16 protein-coding genes and 1 pseudogene are annotated in these 17522 nt (G+C 71.1%); 9 read left to right on the plus strand and 8 right to left on the minus strand.

Annotation, left to right across the window (positions count from 1 at the left end; translation table 11 throughout):
• Positions 1 to 266: pseudogene (locus AC27VN_RS11870) on the minus strand (translesion DNA synthesis-associated protein ImuA); the annotation flags it as partial.
• A 232-nt stretch (positions 267 to 498) separates the two neighbouring features.
• Between AC27VN_RS11870 and AC27VN_RS11875 the strand changes: the two are divergent.
• Together AC27VN_RS11875 and AC27VN_RS11880 are read left to right on the plus strand one after the other, a co-directional pair.
• The gene (locus AC27VN_RS11875; RefSeq protein WP_490876668.1) at positions 499 to 1386 is read left to right on the plus strand and encodes a CmcJ/NvfI family oxidoreductase; all 888 of its coding nucleotides are present in this window, start codon (positions 499 to 501) and stop codon (positions 1384 to 1386) included.
• Positions 1387 to 1400: 14 nt separating this feature from the next.
• Positions 1401 to 2009, plus strand: a complete 609-nt coding sequence (locus AC27VN_RS11880; RefSeq protein WP_296799351.1) for a 2-hydroxychromene-2-carboxylate isomerase — start codon at positions 1401 to 1403, stop codon at positions 2007 to 2009.
• Positions 2010 to 2019: 10 nt separating this feature from the next.
• Here the strand turns inward: AC27VN_RS11880 and AC27VN_RS11885 are convergent, their stop codons facing one another.
• Entirely contained in the window at positions 2020 to 2934 is a 915-nt protein-coding gene (locus AC27VN_RS11885) for a LysR substrate-binding domain-containing protein (protein WP_490876676.1), read from the minus strand.
• Between the two features lie 90 nt (positions 2935 to 3024).
• Positions 3025 to 3924 carry a LysR family transcriptional regulator gene (locus tag AC27VN_RS11890; protein ID WP_431509301.1) on the minus strand — a complete coding sequence of 300 codons (900 nt, stop codon included), beginning with the start codon at positions 3922 to 3924 and terminating at the stop codon, positions 3025 to 3027.
• Positions 3925 to 4058: 134 nt separating this feature from the next.
• On the opposite strand from AC27VN_RS11890, the gene AC27VN_RS11895 reads away from it, so the two are divergent.
• Positions 4059 to 5426, plus strand: a complete 1368-nt coding sequence (locus AC27VN_RS11895) for a M20 metallopeptidase family protein (RefSeq protein WP_490876669.1) — start codon at positions 4059 to 4061, stop codon at positions 5424 to 5426.
• A gap of 15 nt (positions 5427 to 5441) precedes the next feature.
• Here AC27VN_RS11895 and AC27VN_RS11900 read toward each other — a convergent pair whose 3' ends face one another.
• Positions 5442 to 6980, minus strand: a complete 1539-nt coding sequence (locus AC27VN_RS11900; RefSeq protein WP_093344632.1) for a WD40/YVTN/BNR-like repeat-containing protein — start codon at positions 6978 to 6980, stop codon at positions 5442 to 5444.
• Between the two features lie 272 nt (positions 6981 to 7252).
• On the opposite strand from AC27VN_RS11900, the gene AC27VN_RS11905 reads away from it, so the two are divergent.
• Positions 7253 to 8185 carry an aldo/keto reductase gene (locus AC27VN_RS11905; RefSeq protein ID WP_490876677.1) on the plus strand — a complete coding sequence of 311 codons (933 nt, stop codon included), beginning with the start codon at positions 7253 to 7255 and terminating at the stop codon, positions 8183 to 8185.
• A gap of 6 nt (positions 8186 to 8191) precedes the next feature.
• Here the strand turns inward: AC27VN_RS11905 and AC27VN_RS11910 are convergent, their stop codons facing one another.
• Both AC27VN_RS11910 and AC27VN_RS11915 read right to left on the minus strand, forming a co-directional pair.
• Positions 8192 to 9082, minus strand: a complete 891-nt coding sequence (locus AC27VN_RS11910; RefSeq protein WP_490876670.1) for an alpha/beta fold hydrolase — start codon at positions 9080 to 9082, stop codon at positions 8192 to 8194.
• The gene (locus tag AC27VN_RS11915; RefSeq protein WP_093344637.1) at positions 9079 to 9639 is read right to left on the minus strand and encodes a cytochrome b; all 561 of its coding nucleotides are present in this window, start codon (positions 9637 to 9639) and stop codon (positions 9079 to 9081) included. Before AC27VN_RS11915 ends, AC27VN_RS11910 begins: the two co-directional genes overlap by 4 nt.
• Before the next feature lie 128 nt (positions 9640 to 9767).
• On the opposite strand from AC27VN_RS11915, the gene AC27VN_RS11920 reads away from it, so the two are divergent.
• On the plus strand, positions 9768 to 11258 hold the full coding sequence (locus AC27VN_RS11920; RefSeq protein ID WP_490876671.1) for a glycosyltransferase family 2 protein: 1491 nt from the start codon (positions 9768 to 9770) through the stop codon (positions 11256 to 11258).
• Here AC27VN_RS11920 and AC27VN_RS11925 read toward each other — a convergent pair.
• Entirely contained in the window at positions 11249 to 12079 is an 831-nt protein-coding gene (locus tag AC27VN_RS11925; RefSeq protein WP_490876672.1) for a DODA-type extradiol aromatic ring-opening family dioxygenase, read from the minus strand. The two genes, AC27VN_RS11920 and AC27VN_RS11925, sit on opposite strands and share 10 nt — an antisense overlap.
• 101 nt (positions 12080 to 12180) lie before the next feature.
• On the opposite strand from AC27VN_RS11925, the gene AC27VN_RS11930 reads away from it, so the two are divergent.
• The gene (locus tag AC27VN_RS11930) at positions 12181 to 13125 is read left to right on the plus strand and encodes a LysR family transcriptional regulator (RefSeq protein WP_490876673.1); all 945 of its coding nucleotides are present in this window, start codon (positions 12181 to 12183) and stop codon (positions 13123 to 13125) included.
• A gap of 72 nt (positions 13126 to 13197) precedes the next feature.
• Positions 13198 to 15057, plus strand: coding sequence for an ABC transporter ATP-binding protein (locus tag AC27VN_RS11935; protein WP_093344647.1), 1860 nt, complete (start codon positions 13198 to 13200; stop codon positions 15055 to 15057).
• Positions 15058 to 15083: 26 nt separating this feature from the next.
• Here AC27VN_RS11935 and AC27VN_RS11940 read toward each other — a convergent pair whose 3' ends face one another.
• Entirely contained in the window at positions 15084 to 15512 is a 429-nt protein-coding gene (locus tag AC27VN_RS11940; RefSeq protein ID WP_296798507.1) for a VOC family protein, read from the minus strand.
• Positions 15513 to 15592: 80 nt separating this feature from the next.
• On the opposite strand from AC27VN_RS11940, the gene AC27VN_RS11945 reads away from it, so the two are divergent.
• The gene (locus tag AC27VN_RS11945) at positions 15593 to 16213 is read left to right on the plus strand and encodes a TetR/AcrR family transcriptional regulator (protein WP_490876674.1); all 621 of its coding nucleotides are present in this window, start codon (positions 15593 to 15595) and stop codon (positions 16211 to 16213) included.
• 379 nt (positions 16214 to 16592) lie between these two features.
• On the plus strand, positions 16593 to 17522 hold a 930-nt coding region (locus tag AC27VN_RS11950), incomplete at its 3' end, for a DUF2868 domain-containing protein (protein ID WP_490876675.1).

The raw sequence follows: 17522 nt of genomic DNA on the forward strand, positions 1-17522 counted from the left end.
GGCGGACCGATCAGCACCACGGGGCCGCCGCGCGCCGCCACCGACTGCACCAGCGCGGGCAGCAGCAGCCGCCAGACATGGTCCTCGGGCGCGGCCTGCAGCAACTCGCTCATGGCACCGACCGGCCAGCCTCCCCCCGGCAGCTGCGCGTCGAGCGCGGCATGGCCGGTGCCGATGACCTGCGCGTCGGCGCTGCCGAGCTCGTCGGCATGCCAGACGCCGCGGCCGGCGGCGGGAGAGAGGGAGGCGAGGGAAGGAAGGCCCATGATGAAACTGTTAACTGTATTTTTATCCAGTATTTCAGGGGTTCGCAATCGGGGCGGCAAATTTCTTTGCAGGGCCCCTTCTCCCATTCCAATGGCTCATGCGATGGCGCCAAGATCTCGTTTGAAGCCCCGCGCCGAAGCCGCTCCAATGGCTTCACGAAGAATGGTCCTCGTGGCCGCGGCGGATGGGCCGCCGCGGTCGCCAGCGGGCCATGTCCCAGGAGCCCCAGGAATGCACGCCACCCTTTCCCATTCCCCACCCGCCGGCTCGGCCATCGCCGCCGCGCCGCTGTCCGCCAGCGGCGACATCGAGGCCGGCCTCAACTACCTGCGGCCGACCGCGCTGCGGCCCTACAGCTACGCCTTCACGCCGCCGCCCGGCCTGCCCTGGGAAAGCGGCGAGTACGAGCGGATCGCGATGCCGATCGCCGATGCCCGCGGCCGGGCGACCCACATCGAGCGCGAGGGCTTCGAGCTGCGCGAGGCGCCGACCGCGGTCGCCGACTTCCTCGACGATGCCGAGGTCCAGGCCGTCTACTACCCCGAGCTGGCCGCGCTCGCGCTCGCGGTCACCGGCGGCGCGCGCGCCCACGTGTTCGATCACCTGGTGCGACAGCGCGAGCCCGAGCGCGCCGCGCTGAACTTCGGCCGCGGCAAGACCGACGGCAAGGCCGCCGCCAACGGCCGCATTCACAACGACTACACCGAGGAATCGGGCCGGCGCCGGCTGGCGCTGGTGCTCGCGAGCGCGGCCGAGGCCGCCGCCGTGCGGCGCTACTGCATCGTCAACATCTGGCGCTCGATCGCCGGGCCGGTGCTCGACACCCCGCTGGCCGTCTGCGATGCGCGCACGGTGATGGCGCGCGACCTGGTGAATGCCGAGGTGCGCTATCCGAAGCGCACCGGCGAGATCTACCTCGCCACCCATGCCCCCACCCACCGCTGGTCGTACTTCTCGCGCATGGACCGGCACGAGGCGCTGGTGTTCAAGCAGTACGACGCGCAGCTCGGCGGCGTCGCGCGCTTCACGCCGCACGCGGCCTTCGACCATCCGCTGGCGCCGGCCGATGCCCCGCTGCGCGAGAGCATCGAGGCGCGCTGCCTGGTGGTGTTCGAGTGAGAAAGGCCATGGCCATGAACGCACCCACGCTCGACTTCTGGTTCGACTTCGGCAGCAACTACAGCTACCTCAGCGCGATGCGCATCGAGCAGGCCGCCGCCGCGCACGGCGTCGCGCTGCGCTGGCAACCCTTCCTGCTCGGGCCGGTGTTCCGCGCCCTGGGCTGGGAGACCTCGCCCTTCGTGCTGCAGAAGGAAAAGGGCGACTACGTCTGGAAGGACATGGTGCGCCAGTGCCGCAAGTACGGCCTGCCCTGGCAGCGGCCCGGCAACTTCCCGCGTGCCGCCGTGCTGCCGCTGCGCATTGCGCTGGCCGGCGCCGGCCAGCCGTGGATCGGCGAGTTCTGCCGCCGCACGATGCGGCTGAACTTCGCCGAGGACCGCGACATCGACGCGCCCGAGACCATGGCCCGGCTGCTCGCCGACATGGACCTGCACGCGCATCGCGTGATCGACGAGGCGCTGTCGGACGCCAACAAGCTGCGCCTGCGCCGCCAGACCGAGACCGCGATGGAGAAAGGCATCTTCGGCGCGCCCACCTTCTTCGTCGGCGACGAGATGTTCTGGGGCAACGACCGGCTCGACGATGCGCTGGCGTTCGCCCGCGCGCAGGCCGGCGCCTGAACCCACGGGCTCAGCGCGGCGCGGAGCCCTTCGCTTCCGCCACCAGCCACTCGGCCACGTGCCGCACCTCCTCGCGCGGCTGCGGCTCGGCCTGGATCAGCCAGTAGGCATGGCCCGAGGGCTGGGCCGGCAACGCGGCCTCCACGCGCACCAGCCGCCGGTCGTCGAGCAGCGGCTGGATCAGCTCGAGCCGCCCGAGCGCCACGCCCTGCCCCGCCATCGCGGCCTGGATCAGCTGGTCGTACTGGTTGAAGCGCAGCATGCCGCGCGGCCTGGCGTCGGCCCAGCCGGCCGCGGCCAGCCAGTCGTGCCACTGCAGCCAGGGCCGCTGCGCATCGTCGAACTCGAGCAGGTTCAGCGCCGCGATCGCCTCGGCCGAGGCCAGCGGCGGCAGCGCCAGCGAGGGATGCGCCACCGGCGCCACCGTTTCGCCGAACAGCCGCACCGCGCCCGCCGGCGCCAGCGCGGGCGTGGTGTAGCGGATCGCGAGGTCGATGCCCTCATTGCGCAGGTCGGCCACGCGGTTGTTGGCCGACACGCGCACGTCCACGCCCGGATGGATGTCCTGCACCCGGCTGAGCCGCGGCAACAGCCACAGCCCCGTGACGCCGATGCTGGCGCTCAGCGTCACCGGCCGCTGCGCGCCGGTGCGGCCGATCTCGCCCATCACCTCCTGCAGCTGCTGCACCACCGCATCGGCGCTGCGGAACAGCCGCTCGCCCTCGGGCGTGAACGAGATCGAACGATGGCCGCGCACCAGCAGCTTCACGCCGAGCTGCGCCTCGAGCGCATGCACCTGCTTGCTGACCGCCGACTGCGTCACGCACAGGTCCTGTGCCGCCAGCGAGATGCTCATGCGCCGCCCCACCGCGACGAAGCCGCGCACGAGGTCGAGCGAGGACAGGCGGACGAGCGGGAGCGGCAAGCCCATGGCGGATGCGGCGGGATGGCGAGGGTGGAATGGGATTGGAGCACAGGCACCGCCGCGTGTCTTCGCGCGGAATGAGCCGGCCGGCTACCGCCCCCCCGCCGACACCCCATCCGCCACCGCCTTCAACGACTGCGAGAACGCCCGCGCCGCCGGCGTGAGCGCCGCGGGATCGCGCATCAGCAGCGACACCCGCACCTGGGGCAGCCTGTCCGCGACCTGCAGCGCGACCAGCCCGCGCGCCGCCACGGCATGCTTGAACAGCGAAGCCGCGGCCAGGGTCAGCGCGCCGGATTTCTTCACCAGCGTGATGCCGAGCTGCCACGAATGGCAGATCACGATGTCGCGCGGCGGCGGCAGGCCGGCCGCGGCGAAGTGGCGGCGCAGCAGCTCGACGCCGTACCAGGGCACCACCCACATGGCCTCGTGCAGCTTCGCCATCGAACGCACGCGCGCCAGCGGATGCTTCGCGCCGGCCACCACCGCGAGCGGGAACTCGAGCAGCGTCTCGCGGTGCACGCCGTCGCCGGCATCGGGCTCGAGTTCGCCGAGGATCGCGAAGTCGAAATCGCCGCGGCTCCAGAGGCCCTTCACGTCGGCGCCGCTGAGCTCCTGCAGCTCGAGCGCGACGCCCGGCCACTTGCGGCGGAAGTCCTGCAGCGCGTCGGGCAGCAGCCGCTCGACCGCGAACGAGCTGAAGGCGACGCGCAGCAGGCCGCCGGCACCGTCGCGCAGCTGCGCGATCTCGTCCTCGGCGCGGCGCACCTCGTTGGCCAGCAGCCGCGCGCGCTGGAGCAGGGCCTCGCCGATCACGGTGAGCGATACGCCCTGGGCGCTGCGCACCAGCAGCTGCGCGCCCACGCTCTGCTCGAGCTCGCGCATCGCGTAGGTCATGGCGGGCTGCGTGAGGCCGGCCACGCGCGCCGCGGCGCGGATGCTGCCGGCCTCGGCGATCGCTTCGAAGATCTTCAGATGGCGCAGGTTCACGGGAGGACGAGGAGATGGGGGTGATCAGGGATTTTGATCGCCCTGGAGTTTTTCGAGTCTTTTCCGATGCGCCGGCTTTCGCTATGGTCGGCCGCCAGGACACCTCCCCTTCACCTTTCCTTCTTCAGCCACCCATGAAACTCCGCTCCCGCTTCGCCCTGCTGATGCTCTCCGGCAGCCTCTTCCACGTCGCGGCCTCGGCCCAGACCGCGCCGGCGCCCGATGCCGGCCATGCGCTGACGGCACGCGCGCTGGCGCTCGCGGATGCCTCCGAGGCGCAGGTGATCGAATGGCGCCGCCATGTGCACCAGCATCCGGAGCTGTCGTACCAGGAGGTGCAGACGGCCGCCTACATCGCCGCGGCGCTCGCGAAGATGCCCGGCATCGAGGTCCAGACCGGCGTCGCCAAGACCGGCATCAAGGCGGTGCTGCGCGGCGGCAAGCCGGGCCCGGTGGTGGCGCTGCGCGCCGACATGGACGCGCTGCCGGTGGCCGAGCGCAACGAGCTGCCGTTCCGCTCGACCGTGAAGGCGCCCTGGCTCAACAGCGACGTGCCGGTCTCGCACGCCTGCGGTCACGACACGCACGTGGCCATGCTGCTGGGCGCGGCGCAGGCGCTGTCGAAGGTGCGCGACGAACTGCCGGGCACGGTGGTGTTCCTGTTCCAGCCCGCCGAGGAACAGGGCCCGGGGCCGGTGGCCAGCGGCGCGCCCGCGATGGTCAAGGCCGGCGTGCTCGACAACCCGAAGGTCGACGTGGTGATGGGCCAGCACATCAGTGCGCGCGCGCCCTCGGGCACCATCAGCTACCGGCGCGGCAGCCTGATGGCCAGCGGCGACGTGTTCAAGATCGCGCTCAAAGGCAAGGGCGGCCACGGCTCCTCGCCCTGGACCGCGAAGGACCCCACGCTGGCCGCGGCCGAGATCGCGCTGGCGCTGCAGAACATCGTGAGCCACCAGATCGATCCGCTCGACGGCCCGACCGTGGTGACCGTGGGCCTGCTGCAGAGCGGCAACCGCGTGAACATCCTGCCCGACACGGCCGAGATCGCCGGCACCGTGCGCTCGCTGTCGCAGAAGAACCAGAAGACCGCGCACGACGCCATCCGGCTCAAGGCGCAGAAGATCGCCGAGAGCCACGGCCTGACGGCCGAGGTCACGATCGATACCGGCTACGAGGTGCTGGTCAGCGATCCGGCCGCCACGCAGGCCGTGACGCAGGCGCTCGAGACCGCGGCCGGCCCCGGCAAGGCGCGCGAGTCGCAGCCGAGCATGGGCTCGGAGGACTTCGGTTCCTTCGGCAAGAACATCCCGATCGTGTTCTGGCACCTCAATGCCTCGCCCTTCGCCGACCGCAACGGCGCGCCCAACCATTCGTCCGAGTTCGTGATCGACGAATCGGCGCTGCGCGTGGGCGTGCGCGCGCTGGTGGGCAGCACGCTGGCGTACATGAACCGGCCGGTCGGCGGGGCCGCGGGGGTCAAGGTCTCGCAAGCGCAGTGAGGACCGCGCCGCGCTTCAGTTGTCCTTGACGATCTTCCAGCTCTTGCCCTCGTCCGCGGAACGCAGGATCAGGTTGTCGGGCAGGAAGGCGATCAGGGAGCCGTCGGAGCGGTCCACCATCATCTGGCGCACGGCCTGCGGCCCCGTGATGCTCGGCGAGCCGCCGGTGTGGGTCCAGCTCTTGCCGCCGTCGCGCGTGGTCATCAGCCCCATCGCACCGGGCATCAGCCCGGGTGCGATCGGCGCCACCGCATAGGCCGTCTGGCGGTCCTTGAAGGCGATGGTCACGACGAAGCGGCTGGTGTTGAGGTCGCTCCAGGTCTGCCCCCAGTCCGGCGACAGCATGGTGGACTTGGTGAAGATCGCCGTCTGCGACACCAGGGTGCCGTCGGGCAGCGCGTTCACGTCGAGGGTGGACTGGCCATTGCTCGAGCGCGTCAGCGTGCGGCCGTCAGTGGCGTGGAGGTCGCCGTTCGGCATCATCACGCCCACCCGGTCGGGCGTGCCGAAGGCCATGCTGCGCATCCACGGCATGTTGATCGAACGGCTGTCGGAGAACTCGCCGAGCTTGCGCCACCCGACGCCCGGATCGGCCGACGCGTAGACACTCCAGAGGCTGTCGCTGCGCGAGACCACCACCAGACTGCCGTCGCGCATCGGCTGCGCCACCTGGATCAGGCCGTCGTCGGGCGGCAGCAGGTCCTTCCAGGTATCGCCCTCGTCGGTCGACAGGCGCAGCAGGCCTTCCTCGCCGGCCACCAGCAGGCCGCCGCGGTACGGCCGCACCGACAGCACCTCGCGCCAGGTCTTCGCGTCGATCTCGCGCCAGCGGCTCTCGCCGCTCTTGCGCCACAGCACCTTGCCGAGCTTGGCGCCGGCCATGAACTCGCCGTCGGCGGTCTGTGCCAGGCCATGCCAGGCGGAAGCGAGCCGCTTGAGCTGCGGCGCCAGCGCGGCGCGGCGATGCAGGTCGGGCGTGAAGATGAAACCGTGCTGCGGGCGATCGCGCGTCTGCGCCGCCAGCGCTGGATAGAGGGTCTCGAAGGTCTTCTGCAGTTCTTCCTCCGGCCGCACGTAGGCGACGACGAAGCGCGAGCCCCCGCGCGGCTGGATCAGCAAGGTGCCGAGCAGCGTAACCTCGTCGCGCACCACGTCGAAGCTGCCGAACTTCGCATCGATGGGGAAGGTGTAGCTCATGTTGCCCGAGCCGCCCGCCGCGTGCTTGATGATGTAGCGGCCCGGCGCGACCATGCCGCTGAAGACGGCCGTGGTGTAGGTGGAACGGCGCGTGCGCTGCAGCACCACCATGTCCTGGCCGGTCTGCTTCTCGCCGGGCCCGAGCACGCGTTGGAGATGCAGGGTCCACAGCGTTTCGGCCGGGTCGTTCTCGCCGGGGCTGTTGGTGATCAGCTTCATCACCACGGCGCCTTCATGGCCCGTCAGGGTCTGCTCGGGCGCGATCGGCGGCGCGACGCAGGCGGCCAGCAGGGCCGCGGCCAGCAGCAGCACGAACCCGCGCAGCAGGCGGACGATGGGTCGGGGAAACGGGGTCACGGTCGTGGCTCTCTTGTTGGAATGGTTTTGCGGGATGGCTGCGGCGGATCGCTCGACGGCCGGACGGCAGGCCCTCCACCTGCGGACGCGCACGATACATTCGGGAACATCCGCGGGCAATCCACCGGACGAAGGTGTTGCATCGGCGCCAACCCGCGGCCCGCCCCCTCGAGCCGCTGCGCGATGCAGGGGCCGGTGCTATCGTCGATTCCACCCTTCCCATGAAGCCCCCCGGCCCGACGCCCTCCTCTCGGCCCGCGCTCGCGGCGCCGATGCATCGCGCGCAGTTCCTGCGGCTCGCCGCGGCCCTGCCCGCGAGCGCCGCGCTGAGCGCGTTCGCGCAGCGGCCGGCCGGGTCCACGCCTGCGCCGACCATGAACACCCGCCCCATCCCCTCCACCCAGGAAGCGCTGCCCGTGATCGGCTGCGGCACCTGGCTCGGTTTCGACCAGCGTCCCGGCAGCGAGGAGTACCAGCGCCTCGCGGGCGTGCTCGAGGCGCTGTTCGCCGCGGGCGGCACGGTGATCGACAGCTCGCCGATGTACGGCCGCTCCGAGGAGAGCACCGGCGAGCTGCTGGCCGCCACGGCGGCGGCTCGCGGCGCGCGCCGTCCCTTCCTCGCAACCAAGGTCTGGACCTCGGGCCGCGAGGCCGGCATCGCGCAGATGGAGCAGTCCTTCGCGCGGCTGCGCACCGAGCGCGTGGACCTGATGCAGATCCACAACCTGGTCGACTGGCGCACCCAGCTCGCGACCTTGCGCGAATGGAAGACGCAGGGCCGCGTGCGCTACCTGGGCATCACGCACTACACGGCCTCGGCCTACGACGAGGTCGAGGCGGTGCTGCGCGCGCAGCCGCTCGACTTCCTGCAGATCAACTACTCGCTCGATGCGCGCGCCGCCGCCGAACGGCTGCTGCCGCTGGCGGCCGAGCGCGGCGTGGCGGTGATCGTCAACATGCCCTTCGGCGGTGGCGGACTGCTGCGCCGGCTGCGCGAACGCGCGCTGCCGGGCTGGGCCGCGGAGATCGGCTGCGCGAGCTGGGCCCAGGTGCTGCTGAAGTTCGTGCTGAGCCATCCGGCCGTGACCTGCACCATCCCCGGCACCAGCCGCGCGGCCCACATGGCCGAGAACGCCGCGGCCGGCGCGGGGCCGGTGCCCGACGCGGCGTTCTGGAAGCGGCACGCGGCCGAGGTGCTGGGCTGACGCCGCTCAGCGATCGAGGAAGTCGGCCACGCGCCGGTTGAATTCCTCGGCCCGCTCGTACTGCACCCAGTGCCCCGCGCCGTCGACCACGGCGCCTTCGCGCTGCAGCCCCTCGGCCACGAGCCGCGCGACCAGCGCGCGCGAATCGGCGGTCACGTCGAACTCGCCCCAGAGAAAGAGCTTGGGCCCGGGAATCTCGGCCAGCGCCGCCTGCAGGCCGCCGCGGCGCGACACCTCCTTGCTGCGAAAGCGCGTGCCATGGCAAGCGATGTCGTGGATCTCGAAGGCCAGCGGATCGGCGCGCGACATGTCGTGCAGCATCAGCGCGCCGAGGTTGTGCAGCAGCGCGGCGCGCTCCGCCTCGCGGTCCTGCGCGAGGCGCCAGTTGATCATCTCGACCGCCATGCGCCGCATCGTGCCGTGGCCGCCGCTGCCCACCAGCAGCATGCGGCGCACCGCGCGCCGGTGCAGCGCGAACTGCGAGGCCACCACGCCGCCGAAGGAGAAGCCGCCGAGGTCGATCGGCGTGCCGGCGCCGATCAATGCATCGAGCGAGCCGGCCAGCGCCGCGAGCGAGGGCGCGAGCGGATGTTCGTCGGGCGCCGGCGGGGGCGGCGTGCCCGAATCGTTGAAGCCCGGCATGTCGGGCAGCCACAGCGCGCGCTCGGCCGACAGGGCCTCGGCATTGCGCAGCCAGTGCATCCAGCTGCCGTGGCCGCCATGCAGCAGCACCAGCGGCGGATGGGCGCCGCCGTCGGCGGGACCGAAGCGGCGCCAGCGGACGCGCACGCCGGCCTGCTCGATGTCGTGGTGGGTCGACAACGCATCGACGCGCGCGATGACGGCGCGGGCTTCTTCCTCGGTCGCGGCCGAGAGTCCGGACAGGTCCGCGCTCATGGCAGCATCCTCTGCAGCTCGGCCTCGCCGTCGAGGAACTGGTGCTTGAGCGCACCGATCAGGTGCAGCGCGAACAGCACGTAAAGCACATAACCGGCCCAGGTGTGCACGCCGCCCAGCACGGTGTGGAGGTTCTCCTTGGCGGCGGCCTCGATGTCCATGATCCAGCCGATGCGCGGCCATTCGAACAGACCGAACAGCTGCATCGGGTGCGTGGCCGCGTCCTTCCAGGCCGAGTCGTGCATCCAGCCCGACAGCGGCAGCGCGATCATCACGAGGTACAGCGCGCCGTGGGCCGCATGCGCGCCGATGCGTTCGAGCCGGCCGTAGCTGCCGGGCATGGCCGGCGGCCGGTGGGTGGCGCGCCACAGGATGCGCAGGATCACCAGCCCCAGCACGGTGATGCCGATCGACTTGTGGGTGTCGATGGCCGGGCGCACCCAGTCGTCGGGAAAGCGGTCGACCGAGAGGATCAGCGCGATGTTGACGATCATCAGCAGTGCGATGATCCAGTGCAGCGCGATGGCGGTGCGTGTGTAGCGATGGTGAGGGGGCATGCGGGAATTTTCGGCGGGAGTGCGACTCAGCCTGTCAGGCGCGCGATTGTCCGGTCTTCGGCCTCGGACATTCGAAACCGCCGGCCCGTTCCGGGCGTACACCTTCCCATCGCCCTGGCGCCCCTGTCTTGAACGACCTGCTCCGCTCCGCCTTCGTCGCCGCGTCACCGCGACTCTCGCCCCCCGCCACGCCGCTGCGAAGCTGGCTCATCCATGGCGGTGTGCTGCTGCTGTGGGGGCTGCTGTTCGCCATGGCCTTCCGCCTGGGCAACGTGCAGGCCTGGTCGGTGGGCGTGGCCTACGTGCTCTACGACACCGTGCTGCTGCTGTTCGTGGGCTGGCAGACGCTCGCGATCCTGCGCCCGCGCGGCATCGCGCTGGCCTCGGCGCCCCTGCCGCATCCCGCCGTGGCCCCGCACCGCGCCACGCTGGGCGTGATCGTCGCCGCGCACGACGAGGCCGCGGTGCTGCCCGTGACCTTGGCCGCGCTGCTGGGCCAGACCGATGCGCCCGACCGCATCGTGATCGCCGACGACGGCTCGACCGACGGCACGGCCGAACTGCTGACCACGCGCTACGGGCTCGAATCACCCGAGCCGGGGCAGCTCAGCGCCGCAAGCACCCTGCACCCCAACCTGCACTGGCTGCGGCTGCCGCACGGCGGCAAAGCGGTGGCCTTGAACGCCGCGGTGCTGTGCATCGACACCGAGACCGTGCTCACCGTCGACGGCGACACCCTGCTCGACGCGCATGCCATCGCCGCGGTGCGCCGCGCCTTCTCGGACGAGCCCGCGCTGGTGGCGGCCACCGGCGTCATCACGCCGGTGTGCAGCCGCACGCTGGGCGGTCGCCTGCTGCAGTGGTTCCAGACCTACGAGTACATCCGCAACTTCCTCTCGCGCTATGCCTGGATGCGCGTCGACGGCCTGCTGCTGATCTCGGGCGCCTTCGCGGGCTTCCGGCGCGACGCGGTGCGCGCCGTGGGCGGCTTCGACACCGATTGCCTGGTCGAGGACTACGAGCTCATCCACCGGCTGCACCGCCATGCCCAGGCGCACGGCCTCGACTGGCGCGTGCGCGTGCTCGGCGACGCGCAGGCGCGCACCGACGCACCCAGCAGCGTGGGCGCCTTCCTGCGCCAGCGCCGGCGCTGGTTCGGCGGCTTCCTGCAGACCCAGTACTGGTACCGCGCGATGGTCGGCGACCGCCGCTACGGCTGGCTCGGCATCGCGATGCTGCCGGTCAAGGCCATCGACACCCTGCAGCCGCTGTACGGCCTCGCCGCCTTCGGCCTGCTCGTGATGTACCTGGTGCGCGGCGACTTCGGCGTGCTGCTGCCCGCGGCCGGCGTGATCGCCGCCAAGATCGTGCTCGACCTCGTCTTCCACCTGTGGTCGGTGCACCTGTACCGGCGCTGGGTCGGCCACGACGGCGAGGCCGGCATGCTGCAGGCCTTCGCGGCCGCGCTGATCGAGCCCTTCACTTTCCAGCTGCTGCGCCACACGGGCGCGGCCTGGGGCTGGTGGACCTTCCTGACCGGGCGCGGCACCTGGGGCCGGCAGCAACGCGTCGGGCTGGTCGATTCAGACGGCGCCGAGCGCCGGGTCGATCAGAAGTAGCCCGCGCCGCCGAAGCGGTAGCTCGACACCACGAGGCCGCCCATGAAGGCCTCCTCGTGGTACACGCGCTCGCCCGCTTCCTGCTCGGCCGCGCCCACCGCCACCATCAGCGGAACCAGGTGCTCCTCGCGCGGATGCGCCATGCGCGCCGAGGGCGCGGCGGCCCAATCCTGCAGGCGCTGCACGCGTTCCGCCGGTGCGGCCTTGACCGAGGTGGCGTCGAGCCAGTCGCCGAAGGCCTTCGACACGCCATGCGCCTGCGGCCCGAAGTTGCGCAGGTTGTGATAGCTCAGGCCGCTGCCGACGATCAGCACGTCCTCGTCGCGCAGCGGCGCGAGCGCACGGCCCAGCGCGATGTGCTCGGCCGGATCGAGGCCGCGGCGCAGCGACAGCTGCACCACCGGCACCTCGGCCTGCGGATAGATCGCGGCCATCGGCGAGAACATGCCGTGGTCGTAGCCGCGCTCGGGATCGATGGCCGCCGGCAGGCCGGCCGCGGCGATCAGCGACTGCACGCGCTGCGCGAGCTCGGGCGAGCCGGGCGCGTCGTAGTGCACCTCGTAGGTGTGGGCCGGGAAGCCGCCGTAGTCGTAGATCATCGGCGGGCGCGGGTTGCCCTGCACCGTGAACACCGGTGCCTCCCAGTGGGCCGACACCATGAGGATGGCCTTGGGCGTGCGGCCGAGCTGGCGCGGCATGTCGGCCAGCGCGGCGGCGAGCCGGTCGTAGGTGGTGCCCATCTCGCGCTTCATCCAGGGCCAGGGGCCGCCACCGTGCGAGATGAAGTAGGTGGGCAGGCGATTCGGGTTGTCGTGGATCATGTCGTTGCATCCTTGAAGGCGTTGCGTCGACTGTAGATATTTCCTGCGAGGAAATCGACAGGCTACGATTCATCGAATCGTTTCTCCAGAGGAAATCATCGATGGACCGCATGACCAGCCTGCGCGTGTTCCGCGAGGTCGTCGAATCGGGCAGCTTCGTGGCCGCCGCCGAGCGGCTCGGGCTGTCGGCGCCGATGGCCAGCAAGCACGTGGCGCAGCTCGAGAAATCGCTGGGCGCGCGCCTGCTGCACCGTTCGAGCCGCCACCTGAGCCTGACCGAGGCCGGCACCGCCTGGTACGAGCAGAGCCGGCGCGCGCTCGACCTGCTCGATGCCGCCGAGGCCGCGATCGGCCAGACCCGCGAGGCGCCGCGCGGCCAGCTCAAGCTCAGCGCGCCCGTGTGGTGCGCCACCGCGCGCTTCGCGCAGGTGCTGGCCGACTACCGTGCACGCTATCCCGAGGTGCTGCTCGACATCCACCTCGAGAACCGCAAGGTCGACCTCGCGGCCGACGGCTACGACCTCGCGCTGCGCGCCACGCAGGAGCCCTCGCCCGCACTGATCGCGCGGCCGCTGTGCCGCGTGCCCTTCTTCCTCGCGGGCACGCCCGACTACCTCGCGCGCATGGGCGGCAGCCCCGCGGTGCCGGCCGAGGTGGCGCGGCTCGGCGCGATCGTGCCGAGCTACGTGGCGCTCGACCACCTGGCGCTCACGGGGCCGGGCGGGCGCCTGTTCCCGCTGCGGCTCACGCCGGTCATGCGCTCGGACGACACCACGCTCACGCTGCATGCGGTGCGCGCGGGCATGGGCGTGGCCTTCATGCCGGGCTGGCTGCTCGAGGACGACCTCGCGCAGGGCCGGCTGGTGCGCCTGTTGCCCGACCACGAACCGCACCCGGTGACGCTGTTCGCGGTCTACACCAGCCGCCAGTACATGGCACCGAAGCTGCGTACTTTCATCGACTTCCTCGGCGAGCGGCTCGCGGCGCTCGAACCAAAGACCGCGCCCGTTCCCGCCAGTTCGTCGCGCAAACCACGCAGAAGCTGAAGAAACGCACCTTTTCAGGGCAAGGTCATACGCTCGCGGCTACAGTCTTCGGCTCTTCGGGAGAGTCAGTCCTTGTTCCGTTTCTTCGAAAAACTTCTACACCCCTACCCCGCCGCCGAACCTCCGCTTCCGCCGCAAGGCTTCTTCGCCTTCCTCTGGGCCTGCACGCAGGGCGTGCGCGGCAAGATCCTCGCGATGGCGGTGCTCACCGCCGTGATGTCGACCTTCGAGGCGCTGCTGTTCGCGCTGCTCGGACGCGTGGTCGACTGGCTCGGCGGCCAGGCGCCCTCGCGCCTGTGGGAAGACCGCGGCACCACGCTCGCATGGATGGCCGGGCTGCTGGTCGCCAGCATCGCGGTGGTCGCGCTGCAGACCATCGTCAAGCACCAGACGCTCGCGATCAACCTGCCGATGCGGCTGCGCTGGAACTTCCACCGGCTGATGCTGGGCCAGAGCATGGCCTTCTACCAGGACGAGTTCGCGGGCCGCATCACGGCCAAGGTGATGCAGACCGCGCTCGCGGTGCGCGAGACCGTGTTCGTGCTGGCCGACGTGCTGGTGGCGATGGGCGTGTATGTCGCCACCATGATCGTGCTGGTGGGCGTGCTCGACGCGCAGCTGATCTGGCCGTTCGTGATCTGGCTGGCCTTCTACATCGGCGCGCTGATCTACTTCGTGCCGCGCCTGGGCGCGGTCGGCAAGGCGCAGGCCGATGCACGCGCGCTGATGACCGGCCGCGTGACCGATGCCTACACCAACATCGCGACCGTCAAGCTGTTCTCGCACACGCAGCGCGAGGCCGGCTTCGCGCGCGACGCGATGCGCGAGTTCATGCACACCGGCTACGGCCAGATGCGGCTGGTGAGCGCCTTCGAGATCGTCAACCACACGCTGAGCATGGGCCTGACCGCCGGCATGGCGGGCACGGCGCTGTGGCTGTGGTCCACCGGCGCGGTCGGCGTGGGCGCGGTGGCCGCGGCCACCGCCATGGCGCTGCGGCTGCAGGGCATGTCGCACTGGATCATGTGGGAGATGACCAGCCTGTTCGAGAACATCGGCACGGTGCAGGACGGCATGAAGACGCTGTCGCGCCCGCGCGCCGTGCTCGATGCGCCGGGTGCGAAGCCGCTCGAGGTGCCGCGCGGCGAGGTGCGCTTCGAGCATGCGAGCTTCCGCTACGGCGCGGCCGGCGGCCGGCGCGTGATCGAGGACCTCACGCTGACCGTGGCGCCCGGCGAGAAGATCGGCCTGGTGGGCCGCTCGGGCGCCGGCAAGTCGACGCTGGTGAACCTGCTGCTGCGCTTCCATGACCTGGAGAGCGGCCGCATCCTGATCGACGGCCAGGACATCGCGCTGGCCACACAGGATTCGCTGCGCAGCCACATCGGCATGGTGACGCAGGACACCTCGCTGATGCACCGCTCGGTGGCCGACAACATCGCCTACGGCCGTCCCGACGCGACGCCGGCGCAGATCGAGGCCGCCGCGCGCCGCGCCGAGGCGCACGACTTCATCGGCACGCTGGGCGACGCCAGCGGGCGCCACGGCTACGAGGCCCACGTGGGCGAGCGCGGCGTGAAGCTCTCGGGCGGCCAGCGCCAGCGCATCGCGATCGCGCGCGTGATGCTCAAGGACGCGCCGATCCTGCTGCTCGACGAGGCCACCAGCGCGCTCGACTCCGAGGTCGAGGCCGCAATCCAGCAGAGCCTCTACACGCTGATGGAAGGCAAGACCGTGATCGCGATCGCGCACCGGCTGTCGACCATCGCGGCCATGGACCGGCTGATCGTGCTCGACGAGGGCCGCGTGGTGGAGGAAGGCGACCACCGCACGCTGATGGCCAAGGGCGGGCTCTATGCGCGGCTGTGGGCGCACCAGAGCGGCGGCTTCCTGGGCGACGCGCTCGACGAGGAAGAGGCGGCGCTGGCCTGAGCCTCGCCGCCGCCTGGCCTGACCGATCAGGTCGGCAGCGCGCCCGCCTCGTACTGCGCCACGAACTCCCCGCTCGGCGGGATCGGCTTGATGATGTCGATCAGCACCCCGTTCGGGTCGCTGGTGATGAAGTGGCGCTGGCCGAAGGCCTCGTCGCGCAGCGGCAGCAGCACCGGCAGGCCGGCCGCGGCCAGGCGGTCGTGCACCGCGTCGGGATCGTCCACCTCGAAGTTCAACAACAGCCCGCCCGCCACCTTGCCGCGGCCCGCGGCGGGAATGGTCTCGTGCCGGCCATCGAGCACCGCGAGGTTGACCGAGGGCTCGCCTTCCAGTTGCAGGTGCACGTACCAGTCGCTCGTGAACAGCGGCGCGAAGCCGAAGTGGCGCTGGTAGAAGTCCGCCGTGCCGGCAACGTCGTTGGTCATGATGACCGGGTAGTAGCTCGTGACTTTCATGAGGGGCTCCTTGAGATGGCTGGAACTGACATACAGTTTGTATGTTTGATTGAATATACATACATACAGTCTGCATGTAAATGACCTCCAAGATCATCCGGACCAACAAGGAGCGCACCGAGACCACGCGGCAGGCGCTGACCGAGGCGGCGCGCGCCCTCTTCGTCGACCAGGGCTATGGCCAGACCTCCACGCCCGACATCGTGGCCGCGGCCGGCATCACGCGCGGCGCGCTCTATCACCACTACGCCGACAAGCGCGACCTGTTCCGCCATGTGCTCGAACAGGAGTCGCGCGCGGTGGCCGCCGAGATCGCGGCCGCCACGCCCGAGGCGCTGGCGCCACGTGAGGCGCTGCTGATCGGCAGCGATGCCTACCTGCGCGCGATGACCGTGCCGGGCCGCACCCGGCTGCTGCTAATCGACGGGCCGGCCGTGCTGGGCATGGCGGAGGTCATGGCGATGGACGACGCGAACGCCGCCCGTTCGCTGCGCCAGGGACTGGCCGAGGCCGGCATGGGCCGCGGCGAGGTCTCGCTCGATGCGCTCTCGCAACTGCTGTCGGCCGCCTTCGACCGCGCCGCGCTCGAGATCGAGGCGGGCGCCGATGCCGCCGAGGTGCGCGACGCGATGCGCTGGCTGCTGCAGCAGGCGCTCGGGCCCGAGGCGCCCTCGAAGCCGGCGCGCAAGACGAAGTCTTAGGCCGACCCGGGCAGCGGAAGGTATGTCACGACCGGCCCTGCAAGTCCTACAGAACCCGCCGCCCCCCGCCGACACCCTGGGTACCCCCTGCGCCGTGATGCTGGGACCATCGTCAACAACGTGGAGTGCTCGCGGTGAATTCCATCATTTACATCGTCGGTCTGGTCGTCGTGGTCGTGGCCGTGCTTTCGTTCTTCGGCCTGCGCTGAAAGACGTCAGTCCCCCTCGAACCATCCACACGCCAGAGAGGAACGGGGCCGCGCTGCGGCCCCGTTTTGCTTTGGGGGCGCCGGGCATAATCCGCGCGCTGAGCCGCCCTCGGCCGAGGGCTCATCGTCGGCTTTCCGCCGGCCCTGCCTCTGTTCGCGAAGGGACGCTGTTGACCACCACCGCACTGCGCGAGAACCCCGACTTTTCCGATGCGGTGATCACCGAGGCGATCCGATGGGCCGAGCAGAACGGCCCGCTCGACGACGCGCAGGCCATGCGCATCGCCGCGCAGGCGCCGCACACGCCGGCACGCATCGCCGAACGCGCGCGCCAGCTCGGCGAACGACTGGGACTGCAGGCCGAACTACGGCGCGCGCGCCAATGGTCGCCCTGGGTGCTGCTCGGGCTCGTGGCCCTCATCGTCGTCGCCGGCCTCGCGCTCGCGGGCAACGTGGTGGGCGGTGGCGAGCGTCACATCAACGTGATCGTCGCGCTCGTGAGCCTGCTCGGCGTGCACCTGCTGACGCTGCTGCTGTGGCTGCTCGGGCTGTGGCTGCCGCTGGCCTCGTTCAGCGCGGCCTCGCTGGGCTGGATCTGGCTCTCGCTGACCGCGCGCGTGGCCGGCGGCCGGCATGGCCAGGCGCCGCTGCTCGTGCGCGCCACCACCGGCCTGCTGGGCCGCGCGAAGCTGCTGCCCTGGGCCTTCGGCATCGTGAGCCACGGCATCTGGTCGCTGTCCTTCGCGGTGGTGCTCGCGGCGATGCTGTTCGCGCTGGCCTTTCGCAGCTACACGCTGAGCTGGGAGACCACCATCCTCGATCCCGCCTTCTTCGTGCGCGCGGTCGATGCGCTGGGCTGGGCGCCGTCGCGCCTGGGCTTCCCGGTGCCCGACGCCGCCACCGTGCTCGCCGCCACGCCACCGGCCTCGGGCCAGCGCACCTGGGCGCTGTGGCTCACGGGCTGCATCCTCACCTACGGGCTGCTGCCGCGCCTCGTGCTGCTGCTCTGGAGCACCGCCGTGTGGCGCCATCGGCGCCAGGCGCTGCAGCCCGCGCTCGACGCGCCCTACTACCGCCAGCTCGCGGCCCGCTTCGTGGCG

This window comes from Variovorax sp. 20P10.2.4 (genome assembly GCF_058244205.1).